Here is a 15,405-nt window from a genome sequence, read left to right as displayed (position 1 = left end):
AATGCTTCCTCATCGGCGTCGAATCCGCCTATAGTGTCTCCATGCCCATCCGCCAGCTTTCCGAAACGATGATCAACCAGATCGCCGCCGGCGAAGTCATCGAGCGTCCGGCAAGCGTGGTCAAGGAACTGGTCGAGAATGCGCTCGATGCCGGTGCTGGCAAGGTGGAGATCGTCACTGCCGGCGGCGGACTGAACCTGATCCGCGTCACCGACGACGGCTCCGGCATTCCCGAACCGGAGCTGGCGCTGGCGATCGCGCGCCACTGCACCTCCAAGCTCACCGGGGATATCAACGACATCCGCTCGCTCGGCTTCCGCGGCGAAGCGCTGCCGTCGATCGGCTCGGTGTCGCGGCTGTCGATCCGCTCGCGCACTGCATCAAGTGACAGTGCCGCCGAGATCGGCATCGAGGGTGGCCGCGTCTTGCCCGTCAGGCCGGCGGCGGCCAATCGCGGCACCACGGTGGAGGTGCGCGACCTGTTCTTCGCAACGCCGGCCCGACTGAAATTCATGAAGGGCGAGCGCGCCGAGAGTTCGGCGACCAGCGACGTGATCAAGCGCATCGCCATCGCCTTCCCCACCGTGCGCTTCACGCTGGCCGGCTCGGATCGCTCGACGCTGGAATTGCCCGCGACCGACGACAGCCAGGAAGGCAGCCTGCGTCGCATCGCCCAGGTAATGGGTGCCGACTTTCCCGACAATTCGATTGCCATCGAGGCGATGCGCGAAGGCGTGCACCTGACCGGGTACGTGTCGATCCCGTCCTTCACCCGCGCCAACGCGCTGCAGCAATATGCCTATGTCAACGGCCGCCCGGTGCGCGACAAGCTGATCGCCGGCGCCATTCGCGGTGCCTTCGCCGACGTCTTGCCGCGCGACCGCCATGCGGTGACGGTGCTGTTCCTGTCGCTCGATCCGGCCATCGTCGACGTCAATGTCCACCCGGCCAAGGCCGATGTGCGCTTCCGCGACCCAGGACTGGTGCGCGGGCTGATCGTCGGTTCCATCCGCCAGGCACTCGCCGATTCAGGCATCCGCGCGGCCACCACGGGTGCTGCCGGCATGATGGCGGCTTTCCGGCCCGGCGCCGCATCCTACGGTCACGGCGGCCCGGCAAACGGCCACCGCAGCTACGACGCGGCCCATCACGCGTCGGGCTCGTCCGGCTTCGATGCTGCCCGTTCATCCCAGCGCCCTCTCGACATGGGTTTCGAGGGAGCGCGCTTCGAACATCGCGGTTTGCGCGAAAACGAGCAGGCGGCGTTCGATGCCGGTCCGCTTGCCAGCGCCGATGCGCGCGCCGGGCAGGATGAGGCGGCCGAGACGCTGCTTGGCGCGGTGCTGGGAGCGGCGCGCGCCCAGGTGCATGAGAACTACATCGTTGCGCAGACCAGGGATTCGCTCGTCATCGTCGACCAGCATGCAGCACATGAACGGCTGGTCTACGAGGCGCTGAAGAATGCGCTGCATTCGCGCCCCGTGCCCTCGCAGATGCTGCTTCTGCCTGAAATCATCGACCTGCCCGAAGAGGATGCCGAGCGGCTTGCGCTCCATTCAGAAACGCTGGCACGTTTCGGGCTCGGTATCGAGCGCTTCGGCCCCGGCGCCGTCGCGGTGCGGGAGACGCCGTCGATGCTCGGTGAAACCAATGTCCAGCAATTGGTGCGCGACCTTGCCGATGAGATCGCCGACAACGACACGGTCGAGACGCTGAAGGAGCGGCTGGACAAGATCGCCGCGACCATGGCCTGCCACGGCTCGGTACGCTCCGGCCGTCTGCTCAAGGCGGAGGAGATGAACGCGCTGCTGCGGCAGATGGAGGCGACGCCGGGCTCCGGCACCTGCAACCACGGCCGCCCGACCTATATCGAGCTCAAGCTGGCGGATATCGAAAGGCTGTTCGGGCGGCGTTGAGGTCTTGCTATCGGCGTCCCGCTTCATTTCCTTTGGCGGTACTTTTTGGTCTTGCGGTCAAAGGCATAGTCCATCGCATATCCGGCGCCGCCACCTCGAAAATTCACCGAAATGATGTCCTTGCCTCGCTCGGCCCACTTCTGGACGTTCGCATAGATGGACGTCATCAACATGCCGGCGTTGCAGCCATCATCATCGAAGGCGATCTCCTGAACGACCTTCCTGCTGCTCTTTTTGATGACCTGCATTTTCGCCATGCAAGTGCCTGACTCGGTGTTCGTATAAAGACCGGCAAACCTGTGGGCGGCTGTTTCGGCCCAGAAGGGAATCTCGACGGTCCCGTCGAGCTTTGGGTCGCCAGTATCGTCCAGGCTCGCGACTTTCTTGAGCGAGACGGGATACGTGTCTGCCCCCTTGCTCCAGGTGCCTGTGGCGCCGCTTTCAGCCATGTCGAGGGAAAACGGGCATCCGGTGGTGTCGACGGGGATCTTTGATCCAACCACCAATATCCGGTCGAACTCCTTGTCGTTCGAGATCTCGCAGAGCGCGAGCCTGCTGCCGTTGAGCTTGCCGAACACCGCTATCGGGCTTTGTTTCGTGTCGTAGAAGTAGCTTCCCTCGACGGTCATGCCGCTGCCGAAGCCGTCATATGTCTGAAGCGAGACATGAACGGGCTGGGAGCCGATCGACCCTTCGTAATTCTCCACGTGATACCAACCCGCGGCGGCCTTCCCGCTCAGCAGCAGCACACAAGAAATTACGGATATGAACCATCTTCCCATCCCGACCCCGCCGTGTTCCACAAAAGCGGCCCACCATAGCCGCCCGCCTGGCGCATGTCTGCATCACGGCGGGTACGGCTCGGGATTTGAGTCCGGAAATGGCTCCAGCCTTTTGTGTCAACGCCTCAAATTCACGACAATGACGCCGCCGAGTGCCAGCGCGCCACCGAGGATGCCGAGCAGCGTCGGCACTTCGCCGAGCCAGAAGAAGCCGATCAACGCCGACATGGGTGAGACCAGATAGAGGAAATTCGAGGCACGTGCGGCGGGCAGACGCGACAGCGCGGTCGCCCAGGCGGCGTAGGCGATCAGGCTGGGCACGATGCCGAGGAAGATGACGGCGCCAAGGCCTGCGGTGTCGGCAACCGCCGCCTGCGAAAAGGCTGACGGCAGGAAGGGCGACAGGCAGAGTGCGCCGAGCACCATGTTCGAGGCCGAAATGGTCAATGGATGATGGCGGGCAAACAGCGGCTTCTGGACGATGGTGTTGACGGCCGAGCACAAGGCCGAGCCAAGCACCAGCAGGGCGCCGGTATTGAAATGCAGACCTTGCCCGTCGGCCATGGCGATGACGCCAATGCCGGCGAAGGAAATCACCGTTCCGATCCAGGCCATGCCAGAGAAGCGCTCGCCAAGCAGCGCCATCGCCATGATGGCGGTGAAGATCGGGCTGACGTTGATGATGAAGCCGGCGGCACCTGCCGAGACGGTCAGTTCGCCGAAATTGAGCATTACGGTGTAGAGCGCGACGAAGATGGCGCCGCCGAAGACGAGGCGCCACACTTCGTCCAGCCTGGGCAGCGCCGGACGCTTGACCGCGAGGAAGATCGCCGCCGGCACGGCGGCGATGGCAAAGCGCAGCGCGCCCAGTTCCAACGGCCCGAAGGCGGCAAGGCCGGCGCGGATCGCCGGAAAGGCCGATGCCCAGCCGACCACCGTGAGCGCCACGGCGATGGCTGCCGCGGTATCCATCCGCTGTGTCAAATTCAACGTGCCCGTCATCGCGCCCATCTCACCGTCCTCGTGTTCTTCGGTCCTGAAAGGCAGAAAACGCCTTTTGGGGCCGATTGACAAACGACCAAATCGAGGATCACCTGTGACTATGGATCACAGCTCAGACACAATGGTGCCGCTCGAAACGCTGCGCGCCTTCGACGCGGCGGCGCGAACAGGCAGCTTTTCGGCGGCGGCCGAAAAGCTCAACATCACCCACGGCGCCGTCAGCCGGCAGATCGCCAAGCTCGAAGACTGGCTGGGATTGAAAGTCTTCGATCGCGGTGCGCGCGGCGTCTCGCTGACAATCGAAGGCAACAGGCTGCATCTGCGCACCACGGAAGCTTTCGCGCTGATATCGACCCATTCCGACCGCTGGGTCGAACCGCGCGGCACCGCCGTGGTGCGGCTGTCCTCCATCCCCTCGGTCAGCGGGCTGTGGCTGATGCCGCGCATGGCGGCACTGGAGAATAATCCCTCCAAGCTGCGCATCGTGCTGGATGTCGACATCCGCCAGGCCGACCTCGCGGACGAAGGCATCGACCTGTCGATCCGCTGCGGCCGCGGCGGCATTCCTGGCCGCATCTCGGTGCAGCTTTTCGAGGAACATGTCTTCCCCGTCGCCTCACCGGAGCTTGCCCGCGAGATCGGGCGCGGCGACCCCGCCCGGCTGCTCAAATTTCCGCTGATCAACGATTCCGACGCTTCGGCCTGGCGCGCCTGGTTCGCCGCACAAGGCATTGACTACCGCCCGCGCCCGCAGGACCGCCGCTTCGAGGATTACAACCTGGTGCTCGACGCCGCCGCCTATGGGCTCGGCATCGCGCTGGCGCGTCCGCCGCTGACCGGACATCAATTGAAGTCGGGCCGCATCGCTCCCGTCGACGAGCGCACCGCCCTCAATCCGGTGTCCTACTGGCTCGACCGGCCGATGGGACGGCCACGGGCCGCCGCGGCGGAACTGGCGCGCCGTATCGCGGTGCAGGCAGGGCTGGCGCCGGAAAAGATGGAAGCCTTCATCGACGCCGAGGTTAGCGCAGCACCAAAAGAATGAACCCGACGATCGCCACGGCCAACAGCCCGGCAGCCAACGACGTCAGCCCCACGCTCATCTGCCTGCTTTCGGGCTGCGCCACGACGTTCGACCGGGAAGCCGCCTGCCCTCGTCCCGCAACCGCATTGGCGTCGGCTGCGCGGCGCAGGGCCGGAACCTCGGGTGAGAGAAGCGCAAGCCATGGCAGTGCCGTGGCCCTTGCCGCGGCTCCCTCATCGACCCTTGCCGGCGGCGGCGCCAGGCCACGTTGCGTGGTGTCGCCGTCGGCCGATGTCCTCGCCGCAGTCGCTGGGGCATCGCCGGTTGTTGCGCCGTCCGGTTCCGCGAGCGCCAGATAAGCCTGCAACATCTCCGCCGATGCTGTCTGCTGGGCTCTCACGGTTGTTGCCGGTGACAACATCATAGGCAGTGTCGGCGTCGCTGCCGGGCGCACGGGCGCGCCGGATGGCGCCGGCGGCGCCACCAGCGCCTTCACGAGAGCGGTTTTTACCGGATCGGCCTTCGCCGACGGCACGGCCCGCGGCGTCATCGCTTCCCGGAACAAGGCGGCAAGACGAGCAGAGGAAATATCCATAGTGCCCCGTCAACAGCGTTTTTCTTCCCAACATTAGGGGTTCGGCATTGTCTCAGGCTTGTCACATGCTTGACCTCGCCGGAAATTTATGGCGATGAAATCCCCATGAACCTCGGCGTCCCTGCATGATGAACCGTTTCGAAGGCCCCGGCGGCAGCAAGGAAGCCCGCATCCGCTATCTCGATGGCGATTTCCAGGTTACCAGCCCTGGCGCATTCGTGCGCTGCGCCGTGACCGGCGAAAGCATTCCGCTCGATGAGTTGAAATACTGGAGCGTCGCCAGGCAAGAGCCCTATGTCAGCGCAACCGCATCCCTGCGCCGCGAAATCGAGGTGCATCCGGAGCTGCGCAAGCGCGGCTAGCCCCTCATTTTACGCTGGCGCCAGGCATCCAGCGTTTCATCGATGATGCGCGCGGGCACGTGATCCAGTTCGAAAACGGTGTCGATCTCCAGCACTTCGAGCTGGTCGAGAAAGTCCCGTGAGGCGCCGTGCCGCAGCCGGGCGGCGTCCTTGGCGGTGGTGATGAGACCGAGCCTCTCGGCGCCAGCCGTCGCGGCCAGTTCGGCAAGTTCGTCCTCGGCATAGAAATGATGGTCCGGAAACGGCCGCGTCAACACCAGCTCGCCGCCGGCTTTGCGCACCGTGTCGAAGAATTTCTCGGGGTGGCCGATGCCGGCGAAGGCCAGGAGCCGCTTGCCGGCAAACCCCGCCTTGCCGCTTGGCTCGGTGCGAGCCTCGAAGATCGGCCGTCCGGCGCGCGCCGCCTGGCGGACCACGGCGTCGGCGGCGGTGCCCTCGCCCATTTTCAACAGCCCGCTGGTGAAGACCAGCTGGTCGACGACCTTGGCCCGAAGCGGGCCGCCCGGAATGACCCGGCCATTGCCGATCCCGTAGCGCGCATCGACGACGACCAGCGCGTAGTCGATATGGATGCGCGCGCTCTGGAAGCCATCGTCCATGATCAGGAAATCGCAGCCATGCTTTTCCAGCAGCAGCCGGGCGCCGGCGGCGCGGTTCGGCGTCACCGCCACCGGCGCGTGTTCGGCCAAGAGCAGCGGCTCGTCGCCGACATGCTTGGCGCTGTCGTGATTGATATCGACGACATGCGGCTCGGCGAAGGAGCCGCCATGGCCGCGCGACAGGAAGCCGGGTTTCAGATGCATGCGTTGGGCCTGTTCGGCGAGCGCGATGGCCACCGGTGTCTTGCCGGTACCTCCAACGGTGAAATTGCCGATGCACAGAACCGGTGCCTCGATCTTCTCGCGCTTGGCCCGCCGCATGCCCCGGCCGGCGGCGAGCGCATAGATGGCCGACAGCGGCGACAGTGCCAGGACCCGCCAGTCCGGCTCTTCCCACCAGAATGGTGGTGCCTCGGAAGTCACGCTAGCGCCCGTTCGCGCCCTTCAGGCGCGACTTGACGACCAGCGGCTGGATGTAGGGCTCAAGCGATTTCAGCGTACGGGCCAGCGCACCGCGCATCTCGTCGACGGTCGCAATGCCCGCCGCCATCATCTCGTGGCGCGCCACTTCGTTGGTCAGGAGGAAATTGACGGCGCCGGCCAGCATGTCGCGATCGCGCACCAGCTTGGCGCCGCCGCTGTCGAGCAGACGCCGGTAGGCCTCGCGAAAATTCTGCACATTGCGGCCGGCGAGAACCGCGGTGTCGAGCATGGCCGGCTCCAGCGGATTCTGGCCACCCTCCGAGGTCAGCGAGCGGCCGACGAATGCGATTTCCGTCAGCCTGAGATAAAGCCCCATCTCGCCGATCGTATCGCCAAGCAATATGTCGGTGTCGGCAGTGATCCTGTCGCCCTTGCTGCGCCGCGCGACCTTCAGGCCCATGCCGGAAATCTGCGCGGCAAGCGCCTCGGCGCGATCGGGATGACGTGGAACGACGATCGTCAGAAGACCAGGGTGACGCTTGTGCAGCGTCGCGTGGACTTCCGCCGCGACCACCTCCTCGCCGTCATGGGTCGAGATCGCCGCCCAGGTCGGGCGCGCGCCGATCTGCCGCCGCAGCGCCGCCAGCACCCGTTCGTCGACAGGCGGTGGCGACGTGTCGACCTTGAGGTTGCCCGATACGGTGACCGGCCGGGCGCCGAGCGCGAGGAAGCGCTCGCCATCGACATCCGACTGCGCCACCACATGAGCCAGATTCTCGAACAACGCCTCGGCGATGTTGGCCCGTTTCTTCCACGACCTGAACGAACGGTCGGACAGCCTGCCATTGACCAGCACCTGCGGCACGCGGCGCGCGCCAAGCTCGAGGATGGTCATCGGCCAGATCTCGGATTCGGCGATGATCGCCAGATCCGGCTGCCAGTGGTCGAGGAACCGGCTGACCGCCGGCTTGAGGTCGAGCGGCACATATTGATGGATGATGCGGTCACCGAGCCGCTCGTCGGCGACCTGCGCCGAAGTGACCGTGCCGGTCGTCAGCACGATGTTGACGCCGTAGTCGAGAATGCTTTCGACCAGCGGCACGACGGCTATGGTCTCACCGACGCTCGCGGCATGGATCCAGATCACCGGACCCTCGGGCCGCGGGCGGCCGGCGACGCCATAGCGCTCGCGGCGGCGGTAGCGGTCTTCCTTGCCGCGCGAGGTGCGCCAGGCGACGTAGGGCCCGACCAGCGGATAGGCGGCCGCACCCGCGAAGCGGTATGCCGACAGCATGGCTCTCGCCCAGCGACCGCTCATCGCGTGGCGTCCACGAGACGGTAGGCCTCGGCGGTCGCGGCATTGAGCGCGACTGTCACTTCCTGGCGCTTGCGCTCCATCTCGGCGGCATCGGCACCAGCCGCCACGAAGATCGGCGGGCCGATGACGATCGACGAGCGGCCGAACGGCAGGTTGATGGTGGTCCTGTCCCAGCTCTTCTCCAGCACCTTGCGGCGGCTGGTGGTGATGGCGACCGGCACAAGCGGCCGGCCCGAGAGGCGCGCCAGGAGAACGATGCCAAGCCCTGCGTCGCGCGGTTTGCCGTGCGGAATATCTGCGATCATGGCGACGTTCTTGCCGGTCGCGAGCGACTTTTTCAGGGCGATAAGCGCCTTTGCCCCGCCTTTATCGAGATGCCTGGCATTTTCTCGCCCGCCCGAACCGCGCACCGCCTCGATGCCGAATTTCTCCAGCATCAATGCGTTGAGCTCGGCATCGGCGCTGCGTGAGACCATGGCGACCAGGGGCTTGCGCTTGGGGTAGTAGGCTGGCGTCAGCAGATGCTGACCGTGCCACAGAGCGATGATGACGGGCTCGAACTCGGTATAGGCACCGCCCGAAAACCGCGCCGATCCCTGGACGACGCGATTGGTGAGGCGCACGAACCGGACGAACTGGGCGAACAGGCTGGCGATGGCGTTCTTGACGAAGCGCGACTCCGCTAGCGGTTGGCGAATCTTGCGCCAGAAGGCCTTGGTCGTGCGGCTGCGTCCCCTGCCCGTGGGTGCGGCCTCGCTCGCTGGCCCTTTCGCCAGATCATGCTCCATCGAAGTCAACCGGCAGCCTTGTTGTGGGGGTCCAGCAGCCGGTGCAGATGAACGACGAAATAACGCATGTGGGCATTGTCCACGCTGGCTTGCGCCTTGGCTTTCCAGGCGGTGTGCGCGGATTGATAGTCCGGAAAGATGCCGACGATGTCGAGCCCGTCGAGATCGCGGAATTCGCTGCCGCCAAGCTTCTTCAGTTCGCCACCGAACACCAGATGCAAAAGCTGTTTCTTTCCGTCTTCCACGGCCATGTCGGTCCTTCACATATCGTGAGTTTGTGACAGGTCTAGACCAAAGCCGCCGACTTTGGAACCTTAGAGCGAGATGAATTCATCTCGCTCTGGAAAGCGCGTTCACGCATCCAGCCCGGCGATGACGCCGGCGAGCACGGCCAGCAGTTCACCGCTGCCGGCGGCGAGCGCGCCGTGGCGGGTCACCTCGCCGGCATAGAGCGGGGCGCGGCCATGCCGGTCGAGCAACTGGCCGCCTGCCTCGCGCAAGATGAGATCGGCCGCGGCAATATCCCAGTCATGCGCGTTCGGCTTGACGAAAGTGGCATCCAGCACGCCATTGGCAATCATGGCCAGCCGATAGGCGAGCGAAGGGCTGTAAGGCGCCCGCTTCAGCCGCGCCTGCCACTTGGCCGGCATCAGGTCGGTCAACTGCTTCAGCCCGGAAATCTCGGCCGTATCCGCCAGTTTGCGCACCGCGATGCGCTTGCCGTTGCGGAAAGCGCCCTGACCGGGCAGCGCCCAATAGGTCTCCTCCATCGCCGGGCATTCCAGCACGCCGGCCAATGTGCGGCCATGCTCGACGACGGCAACGCTGACGCACCAGGTGCGCTGGCCCTCCAGGAATCCGCGCGTGCCGTCGATCGGGTCGACGACGAAGGTGCGGCGTGCCGATAGCCGAACCGGATCGTCGACTGTTTCTTCCGATAGCCAGCCATAATCCGGCCGCGCCGCCAGCAGCGTTTCGCGCAGATAGGCGTCGGCGGCGTGATCGGCCTCGCTGACCGGCGATGTGCCGCCCTTCATCCAGACCTGTGGGCTATTGCCGAAATAGCGCATGGCGATGACACCAGCCTCGCGGGCGGCATCACGCAGCAGCAGCAAATCCTCGGTGGCGCCGGCTGTGGTCAGGTCATGCTCCGGCAAGGGTCATCCCTTCGATCAGGAGCGTTGGGGCGGCGGTGCCGAAATTGCGGTCGAGATCATCAGCCGGCACCATGTTGAGGAACATGGTCTTCAGGTTCGAGGCGATGGTGACCTCGGCGACCGGGTAGGCTAGTTCACCATTCTCGATCCAGAAGCCCGAGGCGCCGCGGCTGTATTCGCCGGTGACCATGTCGACGCCCTGGCCAAACACCTCGGTGACGTAGAACCCGGTCTTGAGCGATTTGATCAGCTCTTCCGGCGAGCGCTCGCCAGGCTCGATGGCGAGATTGGTGGAGGATGGCGAAACGGAAGAGCCGCTGCGCGCGCCGCGCCCGTTGGTGACGAGGCCAAGCTCGCGCGCGGCCGATGTCGACAGGAACCAGTGGTTGAGCACGCCCTTTTCGACCATCAACAGCTTTTCGCCCTCAACGCCTTCGCCGTCGAACGGACGCGAGGCCTGGCCACGCCGCCTGAGCGGCTCGTCGGTGACGGTGATGGCCGACGCGGCCACCTGCTTGCCCATCATGTCGCGCAGGAACGATGTCTTGCGCGCGACCGAGGCGCCGTTGATGGCGCCGGCAAGATGGCCGGCGATGCCGCGCGCGACGCGCGGGTCGAACACCACGTCGACCGGCCCGGTCGCCGCCTTGCGCGCGCCGATGCGACGCACCGCGCGTTCGCCGGCCTTGCGGCCGATATCCTCGGGTGCATCCAGATCGGCAAAATGCTGGCGCGAGGAGAATTCATAATCGCGCTCCATGCCCGTGCCCTCGCCGGCAATGACGCTGGCCGAGCGCGAAAAACGCGAGCCGACATAGTGGCCGAGGAAGCCGTGCGAGGTGGCCAGAACCAGCCCGCCCAGGCCCGCACTGGCGCTGGCGCCGGCCGAATTGGTCACGCCCTTGACGGCAAGGGCTGCCGCTTCCGCAGCAAGGGCTGCTTCCTTCAACTGGTCGGCCGACACTTCGGTGGCATCGAACAGGTCGAGATCGCGCGTCTGTTTGGCGAGCAATGCCGGGTCGGCCAGCCCCTGATAGGGATCCCGCGGCGACACTTTCGCCATCGCGACGGCGCGCTCGGCCAGCATCTTGGGATCCGAGGCTGCGGTGGCCGACACACTAGCCACCCGGCCGCCGACGAAGACGCGCAGCGCGACATCCTCGCTCTCGGATGATTCGGTGCCCTCGACCTTGCCGAGACGCACCGACACGCCGGTCGAGCGGCCGCGCACGGCCACCGCGTCGGCGGCATCGGCACCAGCCTTCTTGGCAGCCTCGACCAGAGCCGCGACGCGGTCGGTCAATTTTGCTGCGTCTGATATATCGGTCATGCCTGAAATCCTGCTGGTGCGGCCGACGTCCGGTCGTTGCCCACCCATCTATTGTTCCGGTCCGGCTTGTGCAATGGCATGGGCTTCAATCAAAATGCAGCGTTGAGGGTTCAAACCGCGAACCCTGCGACGCATAATCAGTCCGCAGCCTGCTCGGAGCATTTTCGATGACGCCTTTCCATCTCGCCTTCCCGGTCCGTGATCTCGATGAAACCCGCGTTTTCTATGGCGAGGTGCTGGGCTGCGCCATCGGCCGCTCGTCGACGACCTGGGTAGACTTCGACCTGTTCGGCCACCAGATGTCGGCGCATCTGCGGCCGCGGGCAGCACAAGCCCCCAGCGACGGCAAGGTCGACGGCATCACCGTGCCAATCCCCCATTTCGGCGCCGTGCTGCTGATGGACGACTGGCAGCGTCTGGCGACGCGGCTGGAGGCACGCGACGACATCGATTGGCTGGAACGGCCGATGGTCCGCTTCAAGGGCGAGCCCGGCGAACAGGCGACATTGTTCATCCGTGACCCCTCGGGCAATGCCTTGGAATTCAAGGGCTTTCGCTCGCTGGAGCAGGTTTTCGCGCATTGAGCAGTTCAGCAACGGGCTGCAGAGTGATTCAGGACACCGCGACCGGCGTCCAGATCACATCCTCGATCTTCTGCGCGCCGGTGGCCAGCATCGCCAGCCGGTCGAAGCCGAGCGCCATGCCGCTGGCTTGCGGCATGATGGCGAGGGCTGCCAGAAAATCCTCGTCCAGCGGATAGCGCTCGCCATAGATGCGCTCTTTCTCGTCCATCTCGAGGATGAAACGCCGGCGCTGCTCGTCGGCATCGGTCAGCTCGCCAAAGCCGTTGGCGAGTTCGACGCCGCAGCAATAGAGTTCGAAGCGCTCGGCGACGCGCGGGTCGCTCGGGCTCGGCCGGGCCAGTGCCGCCTCGGCCACCGGATATTCGCACAGGATGGTCGCCCGCCCTTGCCCGAGAAACGGTTCGACTTTCTCCACCATCACCCGGCTGAACAGGTCGGCCCAGCTATCATCGGGCGCGGTACGCAGGCCGGCCCGGGTCAAGGCGGCGTAAAGCGCGTCGCGGTCGGTGGCGCCGTCGGCGGCGATCGTGGCCAGCAGATCGATGCCGGCATGGCGGGTGAAGGCATCCGCCACCGTCAGCCGCTCCGGTTCGGCGAACGGATCGCAGTCGCGGCCACGGAAGGAAAAGCGCGTCGCCCCTGCCCTTGTCGCGGCCAGCGCCAGAAAGGCGGCGCAATCCAGCATCAGGCTCTCATAGCCTTCGCCCACCCGGTACCATTCGAGCATGGTGAATTCAGGATGGTGCAAGGGACCACGCTCGCGGTTGCGGTAGACCGGACCGAAGCTGAAAATCCTGACTTCACCGGCGGCGAGCAGCTTCTTGCAGGCGAATTCCGGCGAGGTGTGGAGATAGAGCGGCGACCGCGCACCGTCCGGCCCTATCGCTTGCGTGGCGAAGGCCGCCAGATGCGCCTCGTTGCCGGGCGAGACCTGCAGGGCCGCCGTTTCCACCTCGACGAAATCATGGGCAGCGAACCAGTCGCGCAGGCTGGCGGCGATGGCGTTGCGCAGCATCAGCCGCGCGCGGCGGTCGGCGTGGACGTGCGGCGTCCACCAGGGCGAAGCTTCGGTCATGGGGCGCAGATCATGGTGGAATGGGGCTGGCGGCGGCGGCCAAGATGCGCTAGGCCCCCTTCCAGCGCCGCACAAGCCGGCAAACGCCAGTCAACTCTTCTTGCAGGATTTAAAACCGTGGTGAAAGTCATCGCCAGTTCGCTCCGCAAAGGCAATGTCGTCGACAAGGACGGCAAGCTTTATGTGATCCTCTTTGCCGAAAACATCCACCCAGGCAAGGGCACGCCGGTGACGCAGCTCGACATGCGCCGCATCGGCGACGGGGTAAAGGTTTCGGAGCGCTACCGCACCACCGAACAGGTTGAGCGCGCCTACGTTGAAGAGCGCGAGCACACCTTCCTCTATCGCGACGGCGAAGGTTTTCACTTCATGAACCCGGAAACCTACGACCAGGTGGCGGTGTCGGAAGCCGTGGTCGGCGACATGGCGCCTTACCTGCTGGAGGGCATGGCCGTGCAGGTGTCACAGTTCAACGGCATTGCCATTTCATTGGTGCTGCCGCAGCGCGCCACCTTCGAAGTGGTGGAAACCGAGCCGACAACCAAGGGACAGACGGCCTCGTCGTCCTACAAGCCGGCCGTGCTGTCCAACGGCGTGCGCACGCTGGTGCCCCCGCACATCGCGCCGGGCACCCGCGTGGTGGTGATGACGGCCGATGGCGCTTATGTGGAGCGGGCGAAAGACTGAGGGCCGGCGTCTTTTAGCTTCAGGGCGAAGGCGGTTATTCCTCGGCGAGCGATCCTCAGGGAAAAGTGAGATGCCCTGAGGCGCTGCTGTCACGTGGGATGGCTGCCTCGCAGGCGCCGCCCTCCGATAGCTCATGGGCTGCTTGAGGCGGCGATCGCGGGATAGTCGGTATAGCCAGCGGAGCCGCCGCCATAGAGCGTCGCCGAGTTGAACTCCGTCAGCGGCGTGCGCGTCTTCAGCCGTTCCACAAGGTCGGGATTGGCGATGAACGGGCGCCCGAAGGCGAAGAGGTCCGCCTTGCCGTCGGCGAGCCGCGACGCCGCGAGTTCGAGGTCATAGCCGTTGTTGGCGATATAGGTATTGTTGAAGCGCCGGCGGAGCGATCCGAAGTCGAACGGCGCGACATCGCGCGACCCGCCGGTGGCGCCCTCGACGACATGGATATAGACGATGCCCAAAGCGTCGAGTTGATCGGCGAGATAGTCGAACTGCGCCTGAGGGGAACTGCTCGAGACGCCGTTGGCGGGCGAGACGGGCGAAATCCGGATCCCGGTTCGCTCGGCACCGATCTCCTCGATCACCGCAGCGGTAACCTCCAGCATCAGGCGGGCGCGGTTCTCGACCGATCCGCCATAAGCATCCGTGCGGACATTGGCACCGTCCTTGGCGAACTGGTCCAGCAGATAGCCGTTGGCGCCATGAATCTCGACGCCATCGAAGCCGGCCTCAATGGCGTTCGCGGCTGCTTGCCGGAAATCGTTGACGATCCCCGCAAGCTCGTCGAGCGCCAGCGCACGGGGCTCCGAAACCTCGACAAAGCCGTTGTTCACGAACGTCTTGGTCGCGGCCCGGATTGCCGAGGGCGCCACGGGCGCGGCGCCGTTCTCCTGCAGATCGACGTGCGAGACGCGGCCGACGTGCCAGAGTTGTAGAAAGATTCGCCCGCCCTTTGCGTGCACGGCGTCGGTGACCTTGCGCCAGCCGTCGATCTGGTCCTGGGTGTAGATGCCGGGCGTGTCCTGGTAGCCCTGCCCCTGCTGCGAGATCTGCGTGGCCTCGGAAATCAGCAGGCCTGCCGATGCGCGCTGGCCGTAGTACTCCGCGGCGAGATCGCCTGGAACGAAGCCCGGGCCAGCGCGATTGCGCGTCAGGGGCGCCATGACGATACGATTGGAGAGGGTCAGCGAGCCGAGGGTATAGGGCTGGAACAGCGTTTTGTTGGTCATGGGTCACCTTTGTCTGTCCCCGCTGCGGCGGGGTCGTTTATCGAAGTGGTTTCGTTGGTGCTCAGGCGACCGTGCGGTACCGCTCGGCGGGGTGTTCGTTCCGATAGTTCGGAAGCATGGCCTGGCGCGCGGCTTGAAGCGCGTCCCACTGACCGGCATCGGGGAGTGGCGGGATGGTCACCGGTTCGCGGCGGTCGAAGCCGACCAGCGCCGCGTCAACCAGATCGTCCACCTCCATGACGTTGGACAGCGCGTTAACGTCGGCGCCGACATGGTCCCAGATCTCGGTTCGCGTCGTGGCAGGCAGCACGGCCTGGACGTAGACGCCCTTCGGCTCGAGCTCGAGGCTGAGCCCCTGCGACAGAAACAGCACGAAGGCCTTGGTCGCGCCGTAAACCGTCATGCCGAATTCGGGCGCCAGCCCGACCACAGAACCGATGTTGACGATCGCGCCTGCACCCGCCTTCGCAAGTCGCGGGGCGATGGCGCTGGCAAGCCGCAGAAGCGCGGTCGTGTTGAGCGCAACGAGCCGCGCCA

At 65.4% G+C, this 15,405-nt stretch carries 17 protein-coding genes; 5 read left to right on the top strand and 12 right to left on the bottom strand.

Annotation, left to right across the window (positions count from 1 at the left end):
• Positions 1-41: 41 nt before the first annotated feature.
• Complete coding sequence (gene mutL / locus NKH02_RS24595) at positions 42-1,916, top strand: DNA mismatch repair endonuclease MutL (protein WP_352882259.1); 1,875 nt, start codon at positions 42-44, stop codon at positions 1,914-1,916.
• A gap of 23 nt (positions 1,917-1,939) precedes the next feature.
• Here the strand turns inward: mutL and NKH02_RS24590 are convergent, their stop codons facing one another.
• Together NKH02_RS24590 and NKH02_RS24585 are read right to left on the bottom strand one after the other, a co-directional pair.
• A complete protein-coding gene (locus tag NKH02_RS24590; RefSeq protein WP_352882193.1) occupies positions 1,940-2,665 on the bottom strand; it encodes a hypothetical protein in 726 nt (241 codons plus the stop codon).
• Between the two features lie 150 nt (positions 2,666-2,815).
• On the bottom strand, positions 2,816-3,709 hold the full coding sequence (locus NKH02_RS24585; protein ID WP_352869478.1) for a DMT family transporter: 894 nt from the start codon (positions 3,707-3,709) through the stop codon (positions 2,816-2,818).
• 91 nt (positions 3,710-3,800) lie between these two features.
• On the opposite strand from NKH02_RS24585, the gene NKH02_RS24580 reads away from it, so the two are divergent.
• Positions 3,801-4,745, top strand: coding sequence for a LysR family transcriptional regulator (locus NKH02_RS24580; protein ID WP_352882191.1), 945 nt, complete (start codon positions 3,801-3,803; stop codon positions 4,743-4,745).
• Here NKH02_RS24580 and NKH02_RS24575 read toward each other — a convergent pair.
• Positions 4,723-5,274, bottom strand: a complete 552-nt coding sequence (locus NKH02_RS24575) for a hypothetical protein (RefSeq protein ID WP_352882190.1) — start codon at positions 5,272-5,274, stop codon at positions 4,723-4,725. The genes NKH02_RS24580 and NKH02_RS24575 overlap by 23 nt on opposite strands.
• A gap of 170 nt (positions 5,275-5,444) precedes the next feature.
• Here NKH02_RS24575 and NKH02_RS24570 point away from each other — a divergent pair, with 170 nt between their 5' ends.
• Positions 5,445-5,681: a DUF2093 domain-containing protein gene (locus tag NKH02_RS24570; protein ID WP_031261032.1), complete on the top strand. Its 237-nt coding sequence runs from the start codon at positions 5,445-5,447 to the stop codon at positions 5,679-5,681.
• On the opposite strand, the gene lpxK is transcribed toward NKH02_RS24570, so the two are convergent.
• The 6 genes from lpxK to NKH02_RS24540 form a co-directional block, all read right to left on the bottom strand.
• The gene (gene lpxK / locus NKH02_RS24565; protein ID WP_352882188.1) at positions 5,678-6,703 is read right to left on the bottom strand and encodes a tetraacyldisaccharide 4'-kinase; all 1,026 of its coding nucleotides are present in this window, start codon (positions 6,701-6,703) and stop codon (positions 5,678-5,680) included. The genes NKH02_RS24570 and lpxK overlap by 4 nt on opposite strands.
• 1 nt (position 6,704) lies before the next feature.
• Entirely contained in the window at positions 6,705-8,021 is a 1,317-nt protein-coding gene (gene waaA, locus NKH02_RS24560; RefSeq protein ID WP_352869471.1) for a lipid IV(A) 3-deoxy-D-manno-octulosonic acid transferase, read from the bottom strand.
• Complete coding sequence (locus NKH02_RS24555; protein WP_352882186.1) at positions 8,018-8,809, bottom strand: lysophospholipid acyltransferase family protein; 792 nt, start codon at positions 8,807-8,809, stop codon at positions 8,018-8,020. Before NKH02_RS24555 ends, waaA begins: the two co-directional genes overlap by 4 nt.
• A gap of 5 nt (positions 8,810-8,814) precedes the next feature.
• Positions 8,815-9,060 (bottom strand): DUF4170 domain-containing protein, encoded by a 246-nt coding sequence (locus tag NKH02_RS24550; protein WP_352882184.1) that lies wholly within the window; start codon positions 9,058-9,060, stop codon positions 8,815-8,817.
• Positions 9,061-9,162: 102 nt separating this feature from the next.
• Positions 9,163-9,966 (bottom strand): 3'(2'),5'-bisphosphate nucleotidase CysQ, encoded by an 804-nt coding sequence (locus NKH02_RS24545; RefSeq protein ID WP_352882181.1) that lies wholly within the window; start codon positions 9,964-9,966, stop codon positions 9,163-9,165.
• Positions 9,953-11,296 (bottom strand): TldD/PmbA family protein, encoded by a 1,344-nt coding sequence (locus tag NKH02_RS24540; protein ID WP_352882179.1) that lies wholly within the window; start codon positions 11,294-11,296, stop codon positions 9,953-9,955. The genes NKH02_RS24545 and NKH02_RS24540 overlap by 14 nt, the downstream gene beginning before the upstream one ends.
• Before the next feature lie 167 nt (positions 11,297-11,463).
• Here NKH02_RS24540 and NKH02_RS24535 point away from each other — a divergent pair, with 167 nt between their 5' ends.
• The gene (locus NKH02_RS24535) at positions 11,464-11,880 is read left to right on the top strand and encodes a VOC family protein (RefSeq protein WP_352869463.1); all 417 of its coding nucleotides are present in this window, start codon (positions 11,464-11,466) and stop codon (positions 11,878-11,880) included.
• Between the two features lie 28 nt (positions 11,881-11,908).
• On the opposite strand, the gene epmA is transcribed toward NKH02_RS24535, so the two are convergent.
• Complete coding sequence (epmA, locus tag NKH02_RS24530; RefSeq protein WP_352882177.1) at positions 11,909-12,955, bottom strand: EF-P lysine aminoacylase EpmA; 1,047 nt, start codon at positions 12,953-12,955, stop codon at positions 11,909-11,911.
• A gap of 117 nt (positions 12,956-13,072) precedes the next feature.
• On the opposite strand from epmA, the gene efp reads away from it, so the two are divergent.
• The gene (gene efp / locus NKH02_RS24525; RefSeq protein WP_013532351.1) at positions 13,073-13,642 is read left to right on the top strand and encodes an elongation factor P; all 570 of its coding nucleotides are present in this window, start codon (positions 13,073-13,075) and stop codon (positions 13,640-13,642) included.
• 131 nt (positions 13,643-13,773) lie between these two features.
• On the opposite strand, the gene NKH02_RS24520 is transcribed toward efp, so the two are convergent.
• Positions 13,774-14,868, bottom strand: a complete 1,095-nt coding sequence (locus NKH02_RS24520) for an alkene reductase (RefSeq protein ID WP_352882175.1) — start codon at positions 14,866-14,868, stop codon at positions 13,774-13,776.
• A 61-nt stretch (positions 14,869-14,929) separates the two neighbouring features.
• Positions 14,930-15,405, bottom strand: a 476-nt coding sequence (locus NKH02_RS24515) for an SDR family NAD(P)-dependent oxidoreductase (RefSeq protein ID WP_352882173.1), incomplete at its 5' end; no start/stop codon positions are given.

Source organism: Mesorhizobium sp. M1396 (genome assembly GCF_040317725.1).
Classification (GTDB): domain Bacteria; phylum Pseudomonadota; class Alphaproteobacteria; order Rhizobiales; family Rhizobiaceae; genus Mesorhizobium.
Note: the sequence above shows the minus strand (reverse complement) of the source record. Positions and strands in the feature narration are given on the sequence as shown.